Annotated in this window: 22 protein-coding genes; 17 read left to right on the plus strand and 5 right to left on the minus strand. The window is 68.6% G+C overall.

The window, feature by feature from the left end; all coding sequences use genetic code 11:
- Positions 1 to 3: 3 nt before the first annotated feature.
- From ASE16_RS13650 to ASE16_RS13665, 4 genes are all read right to left on the minus strand, one after another.
- On the minus strand, positions 4 to 894 hold the full coding sequence (locus ASE16_RS13650) for a TIGR01777 family oxidoreductase (protein ID WP_055895757.1): 891 nt from the start codon (positions 892 to 894) through the stop codon (positions 4 to 6).
- A gap of 3 nt (positions 895 to 897) precedes the next feature.
- Entirely contained in the window at positions 898 to 1,323 is a 426-nt protein-coding gene (locus ASE16_RS13655) for an OsmC family peroxiredoxin (RefSeq protein WP_055895759.1), read from the minus strand.
- A gap of 130 nt (positions 1,324 to 1,453) precedes the next feature.
- Positions 1,454 to 1,960 (minus strand): DUF4395 domain-containing protein, encoded by a 507-nt coding sequence (locus ASE16_RS13660; protein ID WP_055895762.1) that lies wholly within the window; start codon positions 1,958 to 1,960, stop codon positions 1,454 to 1,456.
- On the minus strand, positions 1,947 to 2,396 hold the full coding sequence (locus ASE16_RS13665; RefSeq protein ID WP_055895764.1) for a TlpA family protein disulfide reductase: 450 nt from the start codon (positions 2,394 to 2,396) through the stop codon (positions 1,947 to 1,949). Before ASE16_RS13665 ends, ASE16_RS13660 begins: the two co-directional genes overlap by 14 nt.
- A 141-nt stretch (positions 2,397 to 2,537) precedes the next feature.
- Here ASE16_RS13665 and dapA point away from each other — a divergent pair, with 141 nt between their 5' ends.
- The 16 genes from dapA (at position 2,538) to dapF (ending at position 19,681) form a co-directional block, all read left to right on the plus strand.
- Positions 2,538 to 3,515 carry a 4-hydroxy-tetrahydrodipicolinate synthase gene (gene dapA / locus ASE16_RS13670; protein ID WP_055895766.1) on the plus strand — a complete coding sequence of 326 codons (978 nt, stop codon included), beginning with the start codon at positions 2,538 to 2,540 and terminating at the stop codon, positions 3,513 to 3,515.
- A gap of 65 nt (positions 3,516 to 3,580) precedes the next feature.
- Entirely contained in the window at positions 3,581 to 5,257 is a 1,677-nt protein-coding gene (locus ASE16_RS13675; protein ID WP_055895769.1) for a ribonuclease J, read from the plus strand.
- A gap of 82 nt (positions 5,258 to 5,339) precedes the next feature.
- Positions 5,340 to 6,398, plus strand: a complete 1,059-nt coding sequence (locus tag ASE16_RS13680; RefSeq protein ID WP_162255979.1) for a hypothetical protein — start codon at positions 5,340 to 5,342, stop codon at positions 6,396 to 6,398.
- Complete coding sequence (locus ASE16_RS13685; RefSeq protein ID WP_055895774.1) at positions 6,395 to 7,099, plus strand: ABC transporter ATP-binding protein; 705 nt, start codon at positions 6,395 to 6,397, stop codon at positions 7,097 to 7,099. The genes ASE16_RS13680 and ASE16_RS13685 overlap by 4 nt, the downstream gene beginning before the upstream one ends.
- The gene (locus ASE16_RS13690) at positions 7,096 to 8,319 is read left to right on the plus strand and encodes an ABC transporter permease (RefSeq protein ID WP_055895776.1); all 1,224 of its coding nucleotides are present in this window, start codon (positions 7,096 to 7,098) and stop codon (positions 8,317 to 8,319) included. Before ASE16_RS13685 ends, ASE16_RS13690 begins: the two co-directional genes overlap by 4 nt.
- A gap of 65 nt (positions 8,320 to 8,384) precedes the next feature.
- Entirely contained in the window at positions 8,385 to 8,876 is a 492-nt protein-coding gene (locus tag ASE16_RS13695; RefSeq protein ID WP_055895779.1) for a GNAT family N-acetyltransferase, read from the plus strand.
- Positions 8,877 to 8,979: 103 nt separating this feature from the next.
- Positions 8,980 to 11,832, plus strand: a complete 2,853-nt coding sequence (locus ASE16_RS13700; protein WP_055895780.1) for an FtsK/SpoIIIE family DNA translocase — start codon at positions 8,980 to 8,982, stop codon at positions 11,830 to 11,832.
- A gap of 5 nt (positions 11,833 to 11,837) precedes the next feature.
- On the plus strand, positions 11,838 to 12,461 hold the full coding sequence (gene pgsA / locus ASE16_RS13705) for a CDP-diacylglycerol--glycerol-3-phosphate 3-phosphatidyltransferase (protein WP_055895782.1): 624 nt from the start codon (positions 11,838 to 11,840) through the stop codon (positions 12,459 to 12,461).
- Positions 12,448 to 12,951, plus strand: a complete 504-nt coding sequence (locus tag ASE16_RS13710) for a CinA family protein (protein WP_055895784.1) — start codon at positions 12,448 to 12,450, stop codon at positions 12,949 to 12,951. Before pgsA ends, ASE16_RS13710 begins: the two co-directional genes overlap by 14 nt.
- Positions 12,952 to 13,107: 156 nt before the next feature.
- Positions 13,108 to 13,419, plus strand: coding sequence for a helix-turn-helix domain-containing protein (locus ASE16_RS13715; RefSeq protein ID WP_055895785.1), 312 nt, complete (start codon positions 13,108 to 13,110; stop codon positions 13,417 to 13,419).
- A 90-nt stretch (positions 13,420 to 13,509) separates the two neighbouring features.
- Entirely contained in the window at positions 13,510 to 13,734 is a 225-nt protein-coding gene (locus ASE16_RS13720) for a DUF3046 domain-containing protein (RefSeq protein WP_055895787.1), read from the plus strand.
- A 168-nt stretch (positions 13,735 to 13,902) separates the two neighbouring features.
- On the plus strand, positions 13,903 to 14,976 hold the full coding sequence (gene recA / locus ASE16_RS13725; protein WP_055895789.1) for a recombinase RecA: 1,074 nt from the start codon (positions 13,903 to 13,905) through the stop codon (positions 14,974 to 14,976).
- A gap of 165 nt (positions 14,977 to 15,141) precedes the next feature.
- On the plus strand, positions 15,142 to 16,071 hold the full coding sequence (locus tag ASE16_RS20155; RefSeq protein ID WP_235500495.1) for a regulatory protein RecX: 930 nt from the start codon (positions 15,142 to 15,144) through the stop codon (positions 16,069 to 16,071).
- 45 nt (positions 16,072 to 16,116) lie between these two features.
- Positions 16,117 to 17,727: a tRNA (N6-isopentenyl adenosine(37)-C2)-methylthiotransferase MiaB gene (gene miaB, locus ASE16_RS13740; RefSeq protein WP_055895797.1), complete on the plus strand. Its 1,611-nt coding sequence runs from the start codon at positions 16,117 to 16,119 to the stop codon at positions 17,725 to 17,727.
- 170 nt (positions 17,728 to 17,897) lie between these two features.
- Positions 17,898 to 18,797 carry a tRNA (adenosine(37)-N6)-dimethylallyltransferase MiaA gene (miaA, locus tag ASE16_RS13745; RefSeq protein WP_055896574.1) on the plus strand — a complete coding sequence of 300 codons (900 nt, stop codon included), beginning with the start codon at positions 17,898 to 17,900 and terminating at the stop codon, positions 18,795 to 18,797.
- Between the two features lie 2 nt (positions 18,798 to 18,799).
- Positions 18,800 to 19,681, plus strand: a complete 882-nt coding sequence (dapF, locus tag ASE16_RS13750) for a diaminopimelate epimerase (RefSeq protein ID WP_055895799.1) — start codon at positions 18,800 to 18,802, stop codon at positions 19,679 to 19,681.
- Between the two features lie 16 nt (positions 19,682 to 19,697).
- Here dapF and ASE16_RS13755 read toward each other — a convergent pair whose 3' ends face one another.
- On the minus strand, positions 19,698 to 20,309 hold the full coding sequence (locus ASE16_RS13755; protein WP_200949646.1) for a class I SAM-dependent methyltransferase: 612 nt from the start codon (positions 20,307 to 20,309) through the stop codon (positions 19,698 to 19,700).
- Positions 20,310 to 20,366: 57 nt separating this feature from the next.
- Between ASE16_RS13755 and hflX the strand changes: the two genes are divergently transcribed.
- Positions 20,367 to 21,920, plus strand: a complete 1,554-nt coding sequence (gene hflX, locus ASE16_RS13760; RefSeq protein ID WP_157480382.1) for a GTPase HflX — start codon at positions 20,367 to 20,369, stop codon at positions 21,918 to 21,920.
- Positions 21,921 to 21,942: the final 22 nt, after the last annotated feature.

Raw genomic sequence — 21,942 nt, forward strand, 5'->3', positions numbered from 1 at the left:
CCGCTATCGCTTCGCGACCAGTCGGTCCATCGCATCCCGCACGGTCGGCGTGGAGAACACGAAGCCGTCGTCGAGCAGCTTCTGCGGAACCACCTTCTGGCTGGCCAGCAGCAGTTCGCGCCCCGCGTCGCCGAGCGCGAGCGTGATCGCCTTCTCGGGCAGCGGGAGTCCGTACGGTCGGCGCAGGGCCGCCGCGAGCGAGCGGAGCACCGTGTCGGCCGTCGCGGGGGTTGGTCCTGCGATGTTCACCGGTCCACGCAGCGTGGAGCCGAGCAGGTGCACGATCGCCGCGGCCTCGTCGTGTAGGCTCACCCACGGCCAGTGCTGGCCGCCGCCCGCGATCGGGCCGAGCAGTCCGAGCTTCCCCGCGGGAAGCAGCGGCTTCATCGCGCCGCCGCGCCCGATGACCACGCCCGTCCGCAGCGTGACCACGCGGGTCTTCTCCGGGGCCAGGTGGGCCGCGGACTCCCACGCCTCGACGACGTCCGCCAGGAACCCCGTTCCCCTGATCGCCGTCTCGGTGAGCTTCTGACCGGGCCTGTCGCCGTAGAACCCGACCGCCGATCCGCTCAGGAACACGGCGGGCGGAGACGCGGCCATCCGCATCGCATCGGTCAGCGTGTGCGTCGCCTCCAGGCGCGAGGCCAGGATGGTGCGCTTCCACGCCGGCGTCCACGGCAGACGGCTGAGGGAAGCGCCGGACAGGTTGACGACAGCATCCACCCGGTCCATCAGCGTGAAGTCGATGATGCGGGCGGACGGAGCCCAGTTGTATTCGTTCGCGGCTTTCGGCGTGCCACGGACGAGTCTCAGCACCTCGTGGCCGCTCGCCGCCAACTGCGAGGCGACCTCGGTGCCGATCATGCCGGAGGCGCCCGCGATGAGCACCTTCATGCGCTAGGCCAGAGTGGCTTCGATGGTGATCGGGATGCCGACCAGCGCGCGAGAGACAGGGCAGCTGCTCTTCGCCTCGTCCGCGAGGCGGGCGAAGTCCTCCTGCGAGAGTCCTGGCACCGTCGCCTGGACGACCAGGTGGCTGCCGGTGATGCCCTCTGCAGGGGCGAAGCTCACGTGCGCGGTGACCTCGATGCGCTCTGGCGTGGTGCCGAAGCCGCTGAGCGCGTTCGAGAACGCCATGGAGAAGCACGCGGAGTGCGCGGCTCCGAGCAGCTCCTCCGGCGTGGTGACCTCACGGGAGCCCTGCGAGCGGGCGGCCCAGGTGACGGGGAACTGCGCGGAGTGGGACGAGTCGAGGGTGACCTCGCCCGAGCCGGATTTGAGGTCGCCTGTCCAGACCGTTGTCGATTCGCTCGTGACTGCCATGGTGGTCCTCCTCGTCGTTCCCCCCGCACGTTCCGCGGGCGGTTCGACCAGCCTAATAGGGCGGTCCGACACCGCGGAGGAGCGTACGGCGGATTCCCTGGTATGCGCTCAGGCGGTCGCGGCTCTCCGTTCAGGCGGCTGCTGCCGCGGTCCTCCTGATCAGCCCGGCGCGCACTAGGAGCAGGTAGATCTGGCAGCCGAGGCAGTAGCCGAACACCGAGTTGAGGAACGCGGCGACGAATGCGAGACCAGCGGCGATCGGGAGCACATACGGCACACCGACGAGGTGCAGGAGCAGGCCGAGCCCGGTCACGAAGAGCCCGACGCCCTGGGCGAAGGTCGGGGGAGCGGCATCCTCCAGTTCGGCCGGAGGGGCGAGCCTCGGACGCACCAACGCGCGGAACAGTGCGCCGTACGGGTGGCGCTTGATTCCCGCGAACGCGCCCCAGGCGAAGAGCAGCGCGATCACCAGGAGGAGCCAGAACGCCGCCGTCGTCGCGCCGACCAGACCGAGGAAGACGCCGATCAGCAGCAGGACGGCGGTGATGCCCGCGCCGAAGCGCGGAGAGCGCGGGTCGATCCCCGCGCGGGAGGAAGTGCCGGTGGTGGCGGCGGGTGTGGCATCAGGCTGAGACATGGTCGCTCCCTGCGATGGTGTCGATGGTCGAGCGCACCTCGTCGGCGCGGGCGACGCCACCGATGCGTGCGCGGATCGTGCCGGACGGGTCGAGCACGAGCGTTGTGGGGGTCTGCAGCACGCCGAAGCGTTTGGCGAGGTCGGGCCGGTGGGTGAGGTCCACATCCACGTGCGCCACGCCGGGTCGTTCGTCGGCGATGCCACCGAGGATGCGCGCGGTCGAGCGGCACGGGGCGCAGTACTCGGTGGAGAACTGGAGGAGCGTGACGGTGCTGCCGAACGCCGGGGCGCCGACCTCGGCCGGCGTGACGACCTCTGCGTCGCGCGAGCGCCCTGCCGAGCGCACGCGGCCGGTCGTCCGGCGCCAGACGATGCCGGCCGCCGTCGCGACCGCGACGAGCGCGACGATGACGGATGCCGCAGCCAAGGCGTTCATGGTCGCCGACGTTACGCCCGCTGCGGCACGGGATGCGGTGTGTGACGACAGATGACGCGCCGGCCTGTGCAGAACGCGAACTGTCCACAGATCCGCAGAGGGGGAGAGCGCCCGGAGCGACCGACCCGATAACCTTGAGCCATGTCGAACTCCTCCAATCCGTTCGGTCAGGTGCTGGTCGCCCTGGTCACCCCGTTCACCGCCGATGGCGAAGTCGACTGGGCCGGCGTGGAGAAGCACATCGACGACGTGATCACGGCGGGTGCAGACGGCATCGTCGTCACGGGAACGACGGGGGAGACCTCCACGCTCACCGACCACGAGAAGCTGCGGCTGGTCGAGGTCGGCAAAGACGTCGCGGCGGGCCGCGCCAAGATCATCACTGGCGGTGGCTCGAACGAGACGGCGCACGCCATCCAGCTCTACCAGCAGAGCGAGAAGGCCGGGGCGGACGGTGTGATGATCGTCACGCCTTATTACAACAAGCCGACGCAGGCGGGCATCCTCACCCACTTCCGGCTGATCGCGGACTCCACCGATCTTCCGGTGATCCTCTACGACATCCCCGGTCGCACCGGCGTCCCGATCAAGTACGAGACCATCCTCCGCATCGCCAAGCATCCCAACGTGCGCGCCATCAAAGACGCGAAGGGCGACTTCAGCGAGGTGAGCCGTGTGCTCAACCAGACCGATCTGCTCTACTTCTCCGGCGACGACGCCAACGTGCTCCCGCACCTGGCGATCGGCGCCACGGGGCTCATCGGCGTCACGGCCAACATCGCCGCTCGGCCGTACCGCCAGATCGTGGATGCGGTCAACGCGGGAGACCTCGCCACGGCGACCGCCGCGCACCAGAAGCTCGAACCTCTCGTCCGTGCCGTCATGACGCACGTGCCAGGCACGGTGGCGGCCAAGTACATCCTGCACGGCCTCGGCCGCATCTCCAGTCCGCGCGTGCGCCTGCCGCTCGTCGGTCCGGAGGAGTGGGAGGCTGCCCAGATCGAAGACGAGCTCGACCTCGTCAAAGACATCCCCGGTGTCGACTTCTCCAACTTCCGGCCGGATCGCAACGCCGCAGCAGGCGGTGCTCTGCCCCGAATCGCCGGAACAACTCGCTAGGCCGTGCCACTGTACGGCTCGAACCACCACAGGCGCCCAGCGCCAGTATCTGTTTAGGAGGGCATATGCCCAACCTCGTCTCCGACCCGCCCGCGCTCGAACCGGGCACCCTCAGGATCATCCCCACCGGCGGCCTGGGGGAGATCGGCCGCAACATGACCGTCTTCGAATACGAGGGCAAGCTCCTCATCGTCGACTGCGGCGTGCTCTTCCCGGAAGAGAACCAGCCGGGCGTCGACCTGATCCTGCCCGACTTCCAGCCGGTCCGCGACCGTCTCGACGACATCGTCGGCGTCGTCCTCACCCACGGGCACGAAGACCACATCGGCGCCGTGCCGTATCTCTTGAAGCTGCGCAGGGACATCCCGCTGATCGGCTCGGGACTCACGCTCGCGCTGGTCGAGGCGAAGCTCAAAGAGCACCGCATCCAGCCGTACAGCCTCACTGTCAAGGAGGGGCAGGTCGAGCAGCTCGGCCCGTTCTCGCTGGAGTTCGTCGCCGTCAACCACTCGATCCCGGATGCGCTTGCCGTCGCCATCACCACCCCGGCCGGGGTCGTGCTGCACACGGGCGACTTCAAGATGGACCAGCTCCCGCTGGACGACCGCCTCACCGACCTGCGCGCGTTCGCCAGGCTCGGCGAGAAGGGCGTCGACCTGTTCCTCGCCGACTCCACGAACGCGGACGTCCCCGGCTTCACGCCGCTCGAGCGCTCCATCGGCCCCGTGCTCGACAATGTCATCGCCCGGGCGCCCCGCCGCGTGATCGTGGCCAGCTTCTCCAGTCACGTCCACCGCGTGCAGCAGGTGCTCGACGCCGCCGCGGCCAACGGGCGCCGCGTCGCGCTCCTCGGCCGCTCGATGGTGCGCAACATGGGCATCGCCGCCGACCTCGGATACCTCAAGGTGCCGGACGGCGTTCTGATCGACTACAAGAAGGCGGCAGACCTCCCGGACGACGAGATCGTCTACATGTCCACGGGATCGCAGGGCGAGCCGATGGCGGTGCTCGCGCGCATGGCCAACCTCGACCACCAGATCGAGGTCGGGCAGGGAGACACGGTCATCCTGGCGTCCAGCCTCATCCCCGGCAACGAGAACGCCGTCTACCGCGTGATCGACGGCCTCACCAAGCTCGGCGCCAACGTGGTGCACAAGGGCAACGCCAAGGTGCACGTCTCCGGCCACGCAGCGGCGGGCGAACTGCTCTACTGCTACAACATCCTGAAGCCGAAGAACGTCATGCCCGTTCACGGCGAGTACCGGCACCTGGTCGCCAACGCGCGTCTCGCGATGGACACCGGTGTGCCGGAGCAGAACACCATCCTCGCCGAGGACGGCACGGTCATCGATCTCCGCGACGGCGTCGCGCGCGTCGTCGGTCAGCTCGACCTCGGCTTCGTCTACGTGGACGGCTCGAGCGTCGGCGAGATCACGGATGCGGACCTCAAGGACCGCCGCATCCTCGGTGAAGAAGGCTTCATCTCGATCATCGTCGTCGTCGAGGCGGCGACCGGACGCATCGTCACCGGGCCGGAAATCCACGCCCGCGGTTTCGCCGAGGACGACGCGGTGTTCGACGCGGTCAAGCCGAAGATCGCCTCCGCGCTCGCCGAGGCCGCCCACAACGGCGTCCGCGACTCGCACGCGCTGTCGCAGGTCGTGCGACGCACGGTCGGCCGCTGGGTGAACACGAGCTATCGTCGTCGTCCGATGATCGTTCCGCTCGTCATCGAGGCATGACACACTAGCCGAGGACATACCGGGGGGCCGGTTTGCCTCGTCCGCGCTGCGGACGGGCCGGATTCAGCAGAAAGCAGGAACAGTGGGGGTAACGCGACGATGGGTCTTTCCCATCATCCGTCTGGTTCTGGTCGCCGTCGTGGCGGCGGCGCTCGTCAAACTGGCATTCTTCGGGGACGGTCCGTCGACGTCCGATCCGCTCCAGCCGACCGCTGAGCTCAGCGATCCGACGGTCGCGGTGCAGACCGGAACGATCGTCAACGACGTGACCGTGAGCGGCTCCATCGTCGCCGACCCCGCTGCGCCCGTCCGGGCAACGGCGGCGGGCGTCGTCGACGAGGTCCAGGTCGCCGTCGGCGCCGCGGTCGAGGCGGGCGCGACGCTCTACGACATCAAGGTGGAGACGCCGCGCGACCCGGTCGAGACGACCGGACCGGACGGCCTGCCGGTCGTCACGCAGCCGAAACCCGCCGTGAGCTATGTCGAGGTCACCGCGCCGATCGGCGGCATCGTCTCCGCCCTTCCGGTCATCCCCGGCCAGTCCGTCGCGGTGGGCGAGGCGACGGGCGGTATCGCGCCTCCGACGTTCTCTGCGTCTGCGTCGCTGCCCTCCGCGCAGCAGTACCGCCTCCTCAACCGGCCGACAGAGGCCGTCGTCACGATCAAGAACGGTCCGGCGCCGTTCACCTGCACCGGCCTCAGCATCACAACGCCGGCGGCCACGGCGGATGCGCCGCAGGCTCCGTCCTCCGGCGGAGATCAGCAGGGCGGGGGAGCTTCCGCCGGGTCGACCACGACCGTCCGTTGCGCCATCCCCGCCGGAGTCACCGTCTTCGCGGGTCTGGCCGCCGATCTCACCATGTCCGGCGGTCGTGCCGAAGGGGTGCTGACCGTGCCGACCACGGCGATCAAGGGCACGGCGGAGAAGGGCATCGTCTACCTGCCGGACCCGAAGGGCGGCGATCCCAAGGAGGTCGCCGTGACCCTCGGGCTCACCGACGGCAAGACCGTCGAGGTACGTGGAGGGGTGAAGGAGGGGGACACCATCCTCGAATTCGTCCCCGGCGCACCGATGCCGGATGAGAACGGCTGCATCACCGGGCCGGACGGCTCGATGTCCTGCGCGTCGGTCGGCTCGTGAGCCTGCTGCGGCTCGAGGGTGTGACCAAAACCGTCGACATTCCGGATGCGGACCCGCTGACCATCCTGGACGGCGTCGACCTCGTGGTCGAGCACGGCGAGCGCGCCTCCATCGTCGGACGATCCGGCTCAGGCAAGTCCACGCTGCTCAACATCCTCGGCCTGCTCGACGCCCCGACCTCCGGGGTCTTCGAGTTCGACGGCCGACCCGTCGCTCGGCTCCGCTCCGGAGCCCGCGACCGGCAGCGTGGTGCTGACGTCGGCTTCATCTTCCAGCAGTTCAATCTGCTCTCCGGGCGCACGGCTCTGGAGAACGTGATGACCCCTCTGCTCTACGCGAGCGGACGCCGGTTCTGGCGGCGGCGGGCGATCGCCGCCGAGATCCTCGACAAGGTCGGGCTCGGGCACCGTATGGACACCATGCCGGAGAAGCTGTCCGGTGGGGAGCAGCAACGCGTCGCCATCGCCAGGGCGCTCGTCCGAGAGCCGCGGCTCATCCTCGCCGACGAGCCGACCGGCGCGCTGGACGTGGAGACAGGCACATCGGTGATGGGCCTGCTCGACAGTGTCGCGACCGACTACGGAGCTGCGCTCGTCACCATCACCCACGATCCGGCCATCGCCGCCCTCGCGGACGAACGCCATCGGCTGGACGGCGGCAGACTGCATCCCCTCGGCTCCGCACAGGACGTCGCGGCATGAGGGCGGTCGAGTCGGTCTGGGGTGCGATCGTCGAGGCCTGGCAGGAGGTGCGCATCCACCGGGTGCGCGTTCTCCTCTCGCTCATCGGCGTCGCGGTCGCGGTGTGCGCGCTCAGCTCCGTGGTCGGGCTGGCCAACATCGCGCAGCAGGGGATGACCGAGTCCAACGAGCGCTACGGCGGCAGGCCGGCGTTGCTCTCGGTGACGGCGTCGTACGCTCCGGACGGCACGCCGATGCCGGCGGGCGGACTCCCGGAAGCGTGGGCCGGCGTGGTCGAGCGCCACAAGATCGAATACACGTCGTCGGTGCGACAGGGCGGGATGCGCGTGCAGTTCCGCGGCGGGGTCGCCGAGGTCAGCACGACCGCCGTCGATCAGCCATACGCGGCGATGCACCGCATCCGCGTCGCGCATGGCTCGTGGTTCACGAAGGAGGACGCCGACCGGCTCGCGCCGGCCATCGTGGTCAACGGCGACTTCTGGCGCAAGCTCGGCTCTCCGTCGCTCGCCTCGCATCCCACGGCACGGGTGACCAGCGGCGATGGTGAGGTCACGGCGGTCGTGGTCGGTGTGCTGCGCACGTCGGGATACGACGACATGGCGCCGACCGCGTTCGTCCTCAGCTCCGCCGCGCCCCAGCTGATGTCGATCGACTATTCGGGAGGTGCACCCGCGAACCTCGAGGCGTGGGTACCGCCCGAGCTGGCCGACCCGCTCACCGCAACGATCCGCGCGGAGCTCGATCAGGCGCTCGGAGCAGGGGCCACGAGCGTCAATCGACAGGACTACCTCGCAGCCGGCGACGACCCCCTCGCGTTCTTCAAGCTGGTCGTCGGCGGAATCGCGGTGCTGGTGCTGCTGCTCGGTGCGCTCGGACTGGTCAACATCGCCCTGGTCACGGTGCGTCATCGCATCCGGGAGATCGGGGTGCGCCGGAGCTTCGGTGCGACAGCCGGCCGCGTGTTCTTCGCGGTGATGATGGAGAGCGTTGTCGCGACGGTCGTCGCCGGCGCGGCGGGGGTGGGGCTGTCGATCCTGATCGTGAAGAGCCCGTGGCTGGAGCAGCTGATCGGTCAGGGCATGGTGTCTGACTTCCCGCCGTTCCCGGTCGAGGCCGCCGTGATCGGTATGGTCGCCGCGACCGCTGTCGGAGCGCTCGCCGGGCTGCTTCCCGCGCTCGTCGCCGTGCGGGTCAAGGTCATCGACGCCATCCGGTACTGAGCATCGGTCGCCGCGACCTCGGTTTCGTAACCTCGCCGTTACACGTCTCCGGGTAGCGTTCGTGCATGACAGCATTCCGGATCAGGGCGGCGACCGGCGATGACGCGCGCTTCCTCGCGGACATGCTCGTCGAGGCGTCCAACTGGAACCCCGTCCGTGCGCGTCCACGGGTCGCCGTGCTGGAAGACCCGAAGGTGTCCAGGTATGTCAGCGGGTGGATGCGCCCTGGCGACTTCGGCTCCGTCGCCGTCGATACCCGCGACGTTCCCGTCGGTGCGTGCTGGGGCAGGCTGTTCCCCGCGAACGCGCCGGGGTACGGGTTCGTCGCGGTCGGTGTGCCGGAGCTCACTCTCGGCGTGAACACCCAGTGGCGCGCCCGCGGCGTCGGGAGGGCTCTGCTGCAGGCGGTCGCCAAGCAGGCGGGCGCCGCCGGGCACAACCGGCTCAGCCTGAGTGTGGAGCGCGCGAACTTCGCCCAGCGCCTCTACGTCAGCGAGGGGTACATCACCGTCGAGTCCGGCGCAGACTCGGACACCATGGTGCGAGCGGTGCATTGACCCCGTTCTCGCGATTTCTTCACAGCGCGGCCGTGTAACGGATTTTCCACAATCCGCGCGCGGTAACCGGCCGATGACACGGGTGCGAAGTACCGTGGACCCTATGGCTACGAGCACCAAGTCGACATCGCGCGCGCGGAACTCCTCCGGCCGCGGCGGCTCGACCGCGCGCAAGCCGGCGGCGAAGACCGCGGCCCAGAAGACGGTCGCATACCCGACCGCCGACGCGGGGCCGAACCCGCTGGTCCGCGCCTGGATGGGCCTGGCCCACCTCACCGGCGCCGCCTTCCGTGCTCTCGGGCCGGAGAAGCTCGCCAAGGAGGAGCGGCGCGACGGGTTCCCGTTCTTCCTCGTGCTGCTCGCTGTCGCCGGCGCCGTGGTCGAGTGGTTCCTGATCAACGACGATGTCGCCCGCACTCTGGATGCGTGGACCTTCGGTGGGCTGTTCGGCCGTGTGGCGTTCGCGCTCCCGGTCATCATGGTCCTGTTCGCCGCGTGGCTGTTCCGGCACCCGAGCTCCGTCCACGACAACACGCGCATCGGCATCGGCCTGAGCATTCTGCTGCTCACCATCTCTGGGCTATGCCACCTGTTCAGTTCGCACCCGCAGCCGAGCGACGGCATGGCGAAGCTCGCAGGGGCCGGCGGTGTGCTCGGCTGGTTGCTCGCCGCGCCGCTCGCCGCCCTGATCACCCCGTACGGCGCCGCCGCCGTGATCATCGTGCTGCTCATCCTCAGCATCTTCATCATCACCAAGACGCCGCCGAACAAGGTGGGCGTCCGGGTCCGCGAGCTCTACGCCTATCTGTTCGGTGCGCAGCTCCCCACCGAGGAGGAACGGCAGGCCGCCAAGGAGGCGAAAACTCAGCAGGTCGAACTCGACGGCGTGGACGACGAGGCCGAGCCGGAGGCGAACCTGCCCTGGTGGCGCAGGAACAAGTCCGGCCGCGAGGAGGACCCGGCGTTCGACACCCCCGTCGTCGACGACAGCATCACAGAGGTGTTCGGCGACAGGTCGAAGAAGGGCAAGGGCGAGTTCGCCACGGCGCTGGAGCCCGATCCGGCGAGCGACCACTACAACACTGAGGTCCTCAGCGAGCTCGCGCTCGCCGAGGATGCCGTCAAGCGGTTCACGGGGGAGATCCCGCCGGCCGCGGGGATTCCCGGAGTGCCTGCCGCTCCCGCCGTGCCCGCCGTCCTCCCCGGATTCGTCCCGGACGCCCACGGAGCCGGCGCGGACGACTTCGACGAGGCAGCTGCCATCCCGTCCGTCTCCGAGCCGGCAGCGCCTTACCACCTGCCGTCCGCCGGAATGCTGTCTGCCGGCACCCCGGCCAAGACCAGGTCGAGCGCCAACGACGATATCGTCGCCGCGATCACCGAGGTGCTCACCCAGTTCGGCGTGGATGCGAAGGTCACCGGATACTCGCGAGGGCCGACCGTCACGCAGTACGAGATCGAGCTCGGTCCCGGCGTGAAGGTCGAGCGCGTCACGGCCCTCAGCAAGAACCTGTCGTACGCCGTCGCGAGCAACGAGGTGCGCATCCTCTCGCCGATCCCCGGCAAGAGTGCGATCGGCATCGAGATCCCCAACTCGGACCGCGAGATCGTCTCCCTGGGCGACGTGCTGCGCTCCGGGGCGGCGACCAAGAGCACGCATCCGATGACGATCGGCGTCGGCAAGGACGTCGGCGGCGGCTACGTCGTCGCCAACCTGGCCAAGATGCCCCACCTCCTGGTCGCCGGCTCCACAGGGTCGGGAAAGTCCAGCTTCGTCAACTCGATGATCACCAGCCTGCTGATGCGGGCCAAGCCGTCCGACGTGCGCATGGTGCTGATCGACCCGAAGCGCGTCGAGCTCACCATCTACGGCGGCGTCCCGCACCTCATCACGCCCATCATCACGAACCCCAAGAAGGCGGCGGAAGCGCTGCAGTGGGTGGTCAAAGAGATGGACATGCGCTACGACGATCTGGCCAGCTTCGGCTTCCGCCACATCGACGACTTCAACAAGGCCGTCGTCAACAATGAGATCGTGCTCCCCGCCGGCAGTGAGCGCACGCTCAAGCCGTACCCGTACCTCCTGGTGGTTGTGGACGAGCTCGCCGACCTGATGATGGTCGCCCCGCGCGACGTCGAGGACTCGATCGTCCGCATCACGCAGCTCGCCCGCGCATCCGGAATCCACCTCGTGCTCGCGACGCAGCGTCCATCCGTGGATGTGGTCACCGGCCTCATCAAGGCGAACGTTCCGTCGCGACTCGCCTTCGCTGTCACGAGCGTCACAGACTCCCGCGTCATCCTCGACCAGCCGGGTGCCGACAAGCTCATCGGCCAGGGCGACGCCCTGTTCCTGCCGATGGGCGCCTCCAAGGCGATCAGGGTGCAAGGCGCCTGGGTGAACGAGGCGGAGATCCAGAAGGTCGTCGAGCACGTCACGCGCCAGGCGCGGCCGGAGTACCGTCAGGACGTCGCGGCAGCGGCGGAGAAGAAGCAGATCGACTCCGACATCGGCGACGATCTCGAACTCCTGCTCGCCGCGGCCGAACTGGTCGTGTCGACGCAGTTCGGTTCGACATCGATGCTTCAGCGCAAACTGCGCGTCGGGTTCGCCAAGGCAGGTCGCCTGATGGACCTTCTCGAGTCGCGCGAGATCGTCGGCCCGTCCGAAGGGTCGAAGGCCAGGGATGTGCTCGCCACGGTCGAGCAGCTGCCCGCCGTGCTCGCGACGCTGCGCGGCGAGGAGTCGCCTGCCGGAGGCACCGGTTCCGCCGGTGGCGGTGCCGGTTCCAGCGCGGCAGGCGCCGGGGGCGCATCCACCGTCGCCGCCGGAGCTGCCGCAGCCGAGGACGACGACCCGTACGGAGGCGACCCTGTCGCGCGGATGACCGAGGGTTATCCTGAGGTGGACGGCGACTCGGACGAGGACGCCTGGCAGCTGACCGACAGGGAGTAGACCACATGTCGGTGCATGACACCCCTCCGCCGGCCTCGGCGAAGGGCACGCCCCAACGCGCGAGCAACTGGAACGTGCCCAACATCATCACGGTGGTGCGCATCCTGCTGGCGCCGCTGTTCGTGTGGATGCTGCTCGCCGACGCGGGCGACGACGGCTGGCTTCGCTGGGCGGCCGCCGTGCTCTTCGTGATCGCCATCGCGACGGACGGCGTCGACGGTGCCATCGCCAGGCGCAACAACCTCGTCACCGAGCTGGGCAAACTGCTCGACCCGATCGCCGACAAGGTGCTCACCGGGGGAGCGCTCGTCGCCCTGTCGATCCTGGGTGAACTGCCATGGTGGGTCACCATCGTGATCCTCGTGCGCGAGATCGGCATCACCGTGTACCGCTTCGTCGTCATCAGGCAGGGCGTGATCGCGGCGTCGCGCGGCGGCAAGATCAAGACCATCGTGCAGTCGGTCGCCATCAGCCTCGCCCTCTTCCCGCTCTGGACCCTGTACGGCGACTGGGTGTACTGGGTCAACGGCATCGTGATGACGGCCGCGGTGATTCTCACGGTCGTGACCGGCGTCGACTACCTCTGGCAGGCGTGGAAGGGGCGGAGGGCCAAGCGTGCCGTCGCCTGACGACCTCAGCGCGCGCCTCATCCCGTTCCTGGCAGAGCGCGGGCTGACCGTCGCCGCGGCAGAATCGTTGACCGGCGGTGAACTCACCGCCGAGCTGACGCGCGTCGGAGGGGCGTCCGCCGTCGTGCTCGGCGGCGTCGTCGTGTACGCCACGGAGCTGAAGCACACCATCGTCGGGGTGGATGCGGACCTGCTCGCCGCCGAAGGCCCCGTGCATCCCGAGGTCGCCAGGCAGCTGGCCTCCGGGGTGCGGGATGCGCTTGCCGTCTCCGGGCGGGCAGCAGACATTGGTCTCGCCACCACCGGGGTCGCCGGACCGGACCAGCAGGGCGGCCGGCCGGTGGGGACCGTGTTCGTCGGGATATCGACACCGGCAGGAACGCGGGCCGTCGAACTCGCGCTCTCCGGAACGCGCGCCGAAATCCGCCGGCAGGTGGTCGAACGCGTGCTCGCCGAGCTGGCGGCCGAGGTCGGCCTCGACCGCGCATGACGGCCGGGAATACCTGCTGTTACGGTCTCGTTACACCTGCTGCATTCACAAGAAAAGCCCAGTCGTCGCCGATATCGTTGAGCCTCATAAGATGCGCTAGTGTTGGCATCCGTTTAAGGTCCGATTCGTCGGCAGGGTAGAAGAAGGAGGCTCCGAATGATTCTTGTACGTCAGGAAATCGGCGACGTGCTCAGGGACTTCCGCCTGCAAAAGGGCCGTACGCTCCGACAGGTGGCCAGCAAGGCGAGTGTCGCCCTCGGCTACCTCAGCGAGGTGGAGCGAGGTCAGAAGGAAGCTTCGTCCGAGATTCTCGCCTCGGTCGCAGAAGCGCTTGACACCCCGATCTCGGTGATCATGCGCGAGGTCGGTGACCGTCTCGCCGTGCTGGAGGGGATCGAGCCCATCATCCCCGACACTGTCCCCGACGAGTTCGTCTCGGCGATGGACGCGGATCTGGTCGCACGCTGACACAGACGCACCAGAGAACGCCCCGGGATACCGGGGCGTTCTTCGTTTCCCCCGGCGACCGGTGCCGGTGCTGACCCGTAGGGTGGTTTCATGAAGTTGAGTGAGTTCCAGCGCGCGATCCTCGACGAGTTCGGCTCGACGTACGGACAGGCGCTCACCACGGACCTCGTGCTCGGCGAGCTCGGCAACCGCACGGCGCAGCAGGCGCTGGCGGCGGGCATCGCGCCTCGCGAGGTGTGGATCGCGCTCTGCCGCGAGACAGGCGTTCCGCAGTCGCACTGGTACGGCGCGGGCAAACCGGCTCCGAAGCGCTGACGCGACACGCCGCGTTCGAAAGTCTCGAAGATATGTTCGGATGTCGTTAGACTTCTCCACAACGGCAATCGAAGACGGGTTGTCCACAATTTCGCGTGGTCAACGCCGAGTGTCGGACGTCCCCCGTACAGTCGATCTCGTTAGCGAAGCCGAGAAGGAGAACCGCACATGCCATCACCCGCAGACCGCGAAAAGGCGCTCGAGACCGCGCTCGCGCAGATCGACCGCCAGTTCGGAAAAGGCTCGGTCATGCGACTGGGCAGCGACGAGCGCGCTCCCGTCGAGGTCGTCCCCACCGGCTCCATCGCACTGGATGTGGCGCTCGGCATCGGAGGACTCCCGCGCGGCCGCATCGTCGAGATCTACGGTCCGGAGTCGTCGGGTAAGACCACTCTGACCCTGCACGCCATCGCGAATGCGCAGCGCGCCGGCGGCATCGCCGCCTTCATCGACGCCGAGCACGCGCTCGACCCCGAGTACGCCCGCAAGCTCGGCGTGGACATCGACGCCCTCCTCGTGTCTCAGCCGGACACCGGTGAGCAGGCGCTCGAGATCGCTGACATGCTTGTGCGAAGCGGTTCGATCGACCTCATCGTCATCGACTCCGTGGCGGCGCTCGTGCCCCGTGCCGAGATCGAGGGCGAGATGGGCGACTCCCACGTCGGCCTCCAGGCGCGACTCATGTCGCAGGCGCTTCGCAAGCTCACCGGTGGTCTCAACCAGACCAACACCACGATGATCTTCATCAACCAGCTCCGCGAGAAGATCGGTGTCTTCTTCGGAAGCCCCGAGACGACGGCCGGTGGCAAGGCGCTCAAGTTCTACGCGTCGGTTCGACTCGATATCCGCCGCATCGAGACGCTGAAGGACGGAGCGGAAGCCGTCGGTAACCGCACCCGCGTCAAGGTCGTCAAGAACAAGATGGCACCGCCGTTCAAGCAGGCGGAGTTCGACATCCTCTACGGCGTCGGCATCTCCCGCGAGGGCAGCCTGATCGACTTCGGCGTCGAGCACGCCATCGTCAAGAAGTCGGGCGCCTGGTACACCTACGAGGGCGACCAGCTCGGCCAGGGCAAAGAGAACTCGCGCAACTTCCTGATCAACAACCCCGACATCGCGCTCGATATCGAGAACAAGATCAAGATCAAGCTCGGAATCGTGGCCGACCCGAACGCGGTCGCCGAGGCGCCCGACAACGTCGGATCGCTGGAGGCGAAGCTGCAGGCGAAGAAGGGCGCGTAGCGTCCTGCTCGCTCGGTGCGGCTGGTGACAGCGATGCGCGGCGTTCGTTCGCTGGGCGGGTTCCGCTGTAGAGGTTGCGACGTACGGGTGGTGCTGAGCGGTGCTGAGCAGGTGCCGCCGATCCAGTTCGGTCTAGGCGAGAAGAACGAGGAGTGACCCGTGGTGGTGCGATTTCCCTCTGAGTCGGAGTCCGGCGCGGGCCGTGAGGCCGGTGACGGCGGCGCCGGCGATGGTCTGGTGGGCGACGGCATCCTCGGTCAAGGCGCCGTCGACCGAGCCGATCCTGCGGAGCGGCTCGCTCCTGTGACGTTCTTGCCGCGGTCTCGTGGAGCGGACCATCCGTCGCGGCGGGGGAGTGAGGCGGAATCGAGCGGAGCAGACACGGCGTCCGTGCGGCCGGTCGTCGCCTTCCCCTTCACTCGCACGGCGGGCGGCGGAGCGAGCATCGGCGACGATGCTGGCGATGCCGGCGACGCTCTCGCGGAGCGCAAGCGAACCACGGGACGGTGGTCGAAGGCGTTCCTCGAAGAGTCGGGAGCCGAGGCCGGCCGGAAAGACTCTGCAGCGGCGGCCGACACGTTTGAACGGTCGGACGGCGGCGGCGAGAAGCAGGTGAAGCGCGCGTCGTCCGTGTCGATCCACCAGCTCGCGCGGCGCGGCATGTCGCGCTGGGAGTTGGAGCAGGTGCTCGCCAAGCGTGAGATCGAGCCGGCCGTCGCCCAGGCGGAGCTCGATCGGCTGGAGAGTGTCGGCCTGCTCGACGATGCGGCCCTCGCTGTCACGCTCGTCTACACGCAGCACACCCGTAAAGGTCTCGGACGCTCGGCGATCGCCCAGGAGCTGAACAGGCGCCACATCGCGCCGGAGCTCATCGAGGAAGCACTCGCGGAGATCGCCGACGACGACGAACTCGAACGCGCCACGGAGCTGGCGATGAAACGCGTCGGCCAGCTGTCCAGCTACGACGACGAAACGGCGAAGCGCCGTCTCCACGGGTTCCTCGCGCGCAAGGGATACAGCTCGTCCGTCGTGCGGCAGGCGATGGATGCGGCGCTCGCCACCAGGGGCCGTCGCAGCGGAGTGCGCTTCGAGTAGGCGCAGTTCGGATCTTCAGCCGGGCGAACGTAAACTTGTCGCACTATGAGCATCACCGAAGAGCGCAGCACCATCACGCGGTCGGACGCAGCTGTGCGTCCGGACGGGCGCGCGCGCACCTATGAGGTCCGCACGTTCGGCTGCCAGATGAACGTGCACGACTCGGAACGCCTCAGCGGCTCGCTGGAAGCGGCGGGCTATGTGGCCGCAGACGGCGAAGAGGCCGACATCGTCGTCATCAACACCTGTGCGGTCCGTGAGAACGCGGACAACAAGCTGTACGGCAACCTCGGTCACCTCGCCGCCGTCAAGAAGCGCCACGACGGGATGCAGATCGCCGTCGGCGGCTGCCTCGCCCAGAAGGACAAGAACGTCATCCTGGAGAAGGCGCCCTGGGTCGACGTCGTGTTCGGCACCCACAACATGGGCTCCCTGCCGAGTCTGCTCGAACGGGCGCGCCACAACGACGTCGCCGAGATCGAGATCCTCGAAGCCCTCGAAACGTTCCCGTCGACGCTGCCCACCAAGCGCGACTCCAGCTACAGCGGGTGGGTGTCCATCTCGGTCGGCTGCAACAACACGTGCACCTTCTGCATCGTCCCCTCCCTGCGCGGTAAGGAGAAGGACCGCCGACCAGGCGACATCCTGGCCGAGATCCAGGCTCTCGTCGACGACGGCGCCATCGAGGTCACCCTGCTCGGCCAGAACGTCAACTCGTACGGCGTCGAGTTCGGCGACCGTCAGGCGTTCTCCAAGCTGCTTCGCGCGGCGGGCGAGATCGACGGGCTCGAGCGCATCCGGTTCACCAGCCCGCACCCCGCCGCCTTCACCGACGACGTGATCGACGCCATGGCGGAGACGGAGTCGGTCATGCCCCAGCTGCACATGCCTCTGCAGTCCGGTTCCGACCGCATCCTGAAGGCGATGCGTCGCTCATACCGCTCCGAGAAGTTCCTCGGCATCCTCGACCGCGTGCGCGCGAAGCTGCCGGATGCGGCGATCAGCACCGACATCATCGTCGGCTTCCCCGGCGAGACGGAAGAGGACTTCCTCGAGACGATGCGCGTCGTCGAAGCTGCGCGCTTCGCCTCCGCGTTCACGTTCCAGTACTCGATCCGGCCTGGCACCCCGGCCGCGACGATGGACGAGCAGGTCCCGAAGGCGGTCGTGCAGGACAGGTACGAGCGCCTCATCGCCCTGCAGGAGCGCATCTCGCTCGAAGAGAACGAGAAGGTCGTCGGACGCCAGGTCGAACTCCTCGTCGCCAACGGCGAGGGCCGCAAGGACGCCGACACGCACCGCCTCAGCGGCCGCGCCCATGACAGCCGACTGGTCCACTTCGAGGTTCCGGCCGGGTCGCCTGTGCCGCGCCCAGGAGACGTCGTCACGGTGACGGTCACCCAGGCCGCGCCGTTCTATCTGATCGCCGACTCGGCAGACGGGGCGCCGCTCGCGATCCGCCGCACCCGCGCCGGCGACGCGTGGGATAGGGCGGAGGCTGAGTCCTGCGCCGTACCGACGCACGGCGACGGCGTCGCGTCCGGCGGAAAGGGCCGCGTGTCGCTCGGCCTGCCGACCCTGCGCATCGGAGAGCCGCTCACCTCGCCCGGCGTCGGCACGATGCCGATCTACGACCCGACGGACGGCCAGCGCTGACCGCGCAGGCCACCCCGGACGGCGACCGTCACTCCGCTACGCGTGGCGACGGGGTCGTGCCCGCTTCCGAACGCGACGCCGTGCGCCCGGCCGACGACGGCCACGCCCAGCCCGCCGGCGCCACCGACCTCGACCACGACCTCGAACACGACGCATCCACCACTCGCGTCGTGGCCATCGTCGGCCCGACCGGCACGGGCAAGACCGACCTGTCGCTCGACCTCGCCGAGCGGCTGCGCGCGGACGGGCGAGGCGCGGAGATCGTCAACGCCGACGCCATGCAGCTCTACCGCGGGATGGACATCGGCACCGCGAAGATCGGTCAGCACGAGTGGCGTGGCGTCCCGCACCACTTGTTCGACGTGCTCGACGTCACCGACGAAGCCACGGTCGCCCGCTACCAGCCTGAGGCGCGTGCCGCGGTCAGCGACATCCTCGATCGCGGCAGCGTGCCCATCCTCGTCGGCGGCTCGGGGCTGTACGTGTCGAGCGTCATCTACGACTTCCGCTTTCCTGGCACAGACCAGGCCCTCCGCGCCGAACTCGAAGCGGAGCTCACCGCGCACGGTCCAGGGCTGCTGTACCGGCGGCTCCTCGACGTCGACCCGGCCGCCGCGGCGAACATCGGGCCGAGCAACGGGCGTCGGCTGGTGCGGGCGCTCGAGGTGGTCGCCATCACAGGCGAGCCGGTCAGCGCATCCCTGCCGGACGAGCCCGTCCCCTGGCGGCCGGCCACCATCATCGGTCTCGCCGCCCCGCGCGACCAGCTGACCGCCCGCCTGGATGCACGCGTCGAACGGATGTGGGACGCGGGGCTCCTCGATGAGGTCGAGCGGCTCATCCCGCTCGGCCTTGAGCGCGGCGTGACGGCCAGCCGCGCCATCGGCTACGCGCAGGCCCTCGCCGAACTGCGCGGAGGGCTCAGCCGCGCAGAGGCGATCGCGCAGACCCAGCAGCTCACCAGGCGGTATGCGCGGAGGCAGGTGAGCTGGTTCAAGCGGTACCCGCGCATCCACTGGCTGGACTACGACGACGAGAATCTGACGGCCTCGGCGCTCGGTAGGCTGTGAGGATGGCGACAACCATCCACTTCACCAAAGGTCAGGGCACGGGAAACGACTTCGTGCTGTTCTCCGACCCGGACGGCCAGGTGAACCTCAGTGCGACGCAGATCGCGGAGCTCTGCGACAGGCACTTCGGGATCGGCGCGGACGGCATCATCCGCGCCGTGCGGTCGAAACACCTGCCTGAGGGCGCTGAGGCGCTGGCGGAGGACGATGCCGCCGAGTGGTTCATGGACTACTACAACGCGGACGGGTCGCCGGCGGAGATGTGCGGCAACGGCATCCGGGTGTACGTTCGCTACCTGCTCGAGTCCGGCCTGGCCGAACTCGCGGACGGCGATACCCTCGCCATCGGCACCCGCTCCGGCGTGCGCGATGTGCAGCGCAACCTCACCGGGTTCCAGGTGGACCTCGGACGGTGGGCGCTCGACGGCGGCGAACCGCTGGTGCGCGCCAAGGAGCTTCCCGTGGCACGGCCTGGGCTCGGCATCGACATGGGCAACCCGCACGTCGTGGTCGCCGTCGCCGACGAGTCGGAGCTCGAAGCCGCCGACCTCAGCTACATCCCGCACATCGAGCCGGAGCCCGTCGACGGGGCGAACGTGGAGTTCGTCGTGCCGCACGAGCCGTTGATCGTCGACGGCGTCGGACGCATCAGGATGCGCGTGCACGAGCGCGGAAGCGGCGAGACGCTGTCGTGCGGCACCGGCGCAGCTGCCGCGGCCCTCGCGGTCCGCTATTGGGCAGGCCAGGGAGCCCCGAACCAGTGGCGAGTGGATGTGCCGGGCGGCACCGTCGGAGTCCGGATGTTCGCGACGGAGGACGGCGAGCACGTCGCCCTCTCTGGCCCCGCCGAACTCGTATACACCGGCACCATCGACCTCGCCTGACCCCGACCCGACCCCGTCAGGGGGCGCGGCGGGCGCGGAGGACGCGGTAGCCCTTGGAGGTGGCGGCGCGGGTGGTGGTCAGGTCGGGGAAAGTGGCCTGCATCCAGCGGTGCAGCGAGTCGGAGCCGAGGTTGCGCTGGACGACCAGCCAAGCGTCCGAGCCGGGTTCGAGACGCGGCAGCCAGCGCTCCAGCAGATTGTGCAGCTCGTTCTTTCCCACCCGGATGGGCGGATTCGACCAGATCGTCGTAAAAAATACATCATCGGGAACATCATCGGGCGTGGATGTGTTTACATTGGTGAGACCGAGCTTCTGCGCGTTCCTGCGCACCACGTCCAACGCTCGGGTATTGACGTCGACGGCCCAGACGGTCGCGTGAGGGGATTCGAGAGCAAGTGTGAGAGCCACAGGCCCCCAGCCGCATCCGAGGTCCAAGAGGTGACCTCCCGGCGGTGCTGAGGGGACATGGTCGAGGAGCACTCGCGTACCCGTGTCAACGCGCTCGGGGCTGAAGATTCCGTTCGCCGTCGTCAACTCGTAGGTCTGTCCGGCGAGTCGGACGGTGAACGGACGGAGCTTCAGTTCGCTCTCGGGCGCCGGGGAAAAGTAGTGATCTCCGCTGGCCATAAGAGGACCGTACAGGACGCTAACAAACTAGGGTTAACCCAGATGCAGGATTTTCAGATGAATGAACATGTGAGCACAGAAGAAACGCCGACGGCCGACCAGCCGACGGACACCAGCCGCGACGCCGACGTCGTTGCCCGCGTGCTCGCCGCCGCGGAGAGCCGCGCCGGCATGACCTTGTTCGGTGGCGGCGCTCAGGCGCTGCAGACCGAGCACACCGACGACGCCGGTCACGATGGCGAGCAGTTCGAACGCGAGGAACGCGCAGCGCTCCGGCGCGTCTCCGGGCTCTCCACCGAGCTCGAAGACGTCACGGAGGTCGAGTACCGGCAGCTGCGCCTCGAGAACGTCGTACTCATCGGCGTCTACTCGCAGGGTTCGCTGCAGGATGCGGAGAACTCCATCCGCGAGCTCGCCGCGCTGGCGGAGACCGCTGGCGCCGTGGTGCTCGACGGTCTGCTCCAGCGACGACCGCACCCCGACCCGAGCACCTACCTCGGCAAGGGCAAGGCGCAGGAGCTCGCCGGCGTGGTCGCCGCTCTCGGAGCGGACACCGTGATCGCGGACACCGAGCTGGCGCCGAGCCAGCGGCGCGCGCTCGAAGACGTGGTGAAGGTGAAGGTGATCGACCGCACGGCCGTGATCCTCGACATCTTCAGCCAGCACGCCAAGAGCCGGGAGGGCAAGGCGCAGGTCGAGCTCGCGCAGCTCGAATACCTGCTGCCGCGTCTGCGCGGCTGGGGCGAGTCGATGTCCAGGCAGGCAGGTGGCCAGGTCGGCGGCGCGGGCGCCGGTATGGGTTCGCGTGGTCCTGGTGAGACGAAGATCGAGCTGGACCGTCGCCGCATCCACACCAGGATGGCCAAGCTGCGCAAGCAGATCGCCGGGTTCAAACCGGCACGCGAGGCGAAGCGGGCGAACCGCAACCGCAACGCCGTGCCGTCCGTCGCCATCGCCGGGTACACCAACGCGGGCAAGTCGAGTCTGCTCAACCGCATCACCAAGGCGGGCGTGCTCGTCGAGAACGCGCTGTTCGCGACCCTGGATGCGACCGTCCGCAAGTCGGTGACCGCGGACGGCCGCCTGTACACGCTGGCCGACACCGTCGGATTCGTGCGCAACCTGCCGCACCAGCTGGTCGAGGCGTTCCGCTCCACGCTCGAAGAGGTGGCGGAGTCGGACGTGATCGTCCACGTGGTCGACGGTTCGCATCCAGACCCCGCCAGTCAGCTGGCGACGGTGCGGGATGTGATCGGCGAGGTCGGTGCGCGCGAACTGCCGGAGATCGTGGTCTTCAACAAGTCCGACCTGATCACGCCGGACGACCGGCTGGTCCTTCGCGGGCTGGAGCCGGGGGCGATCTTCGCCTCTGCGCGCACGGGCGAGGGGATCGACGAGATCCTCGCGGCCATCGCGCGCCTGCTGCCCGACCACTCGGTGGAGGTCGACCTGGTCGTCCCATACGACCGCGGCGACCTCATCTCGGCTCTGCACGAGCGCGGGCGCGTCGTCTCGACCGAGTACGTCGAGGACGGCACGAGGGTGAGGGCGCGCGTGATGCCGGAGTACCTGTCGGTGTTCGAGGCGTTCGCGGTGGAACCGACCGCGTAGCGCACGCCGCACGACAGGCACG

It is taken from the genome of Leifsonia sp. Root227, from assembly GCF_001428745.1.
Lineage (GTDB): Bacteria > Actinomycetota > Actinomycetes > Actinomycetales > Microbacteriaceae > Leifsonia.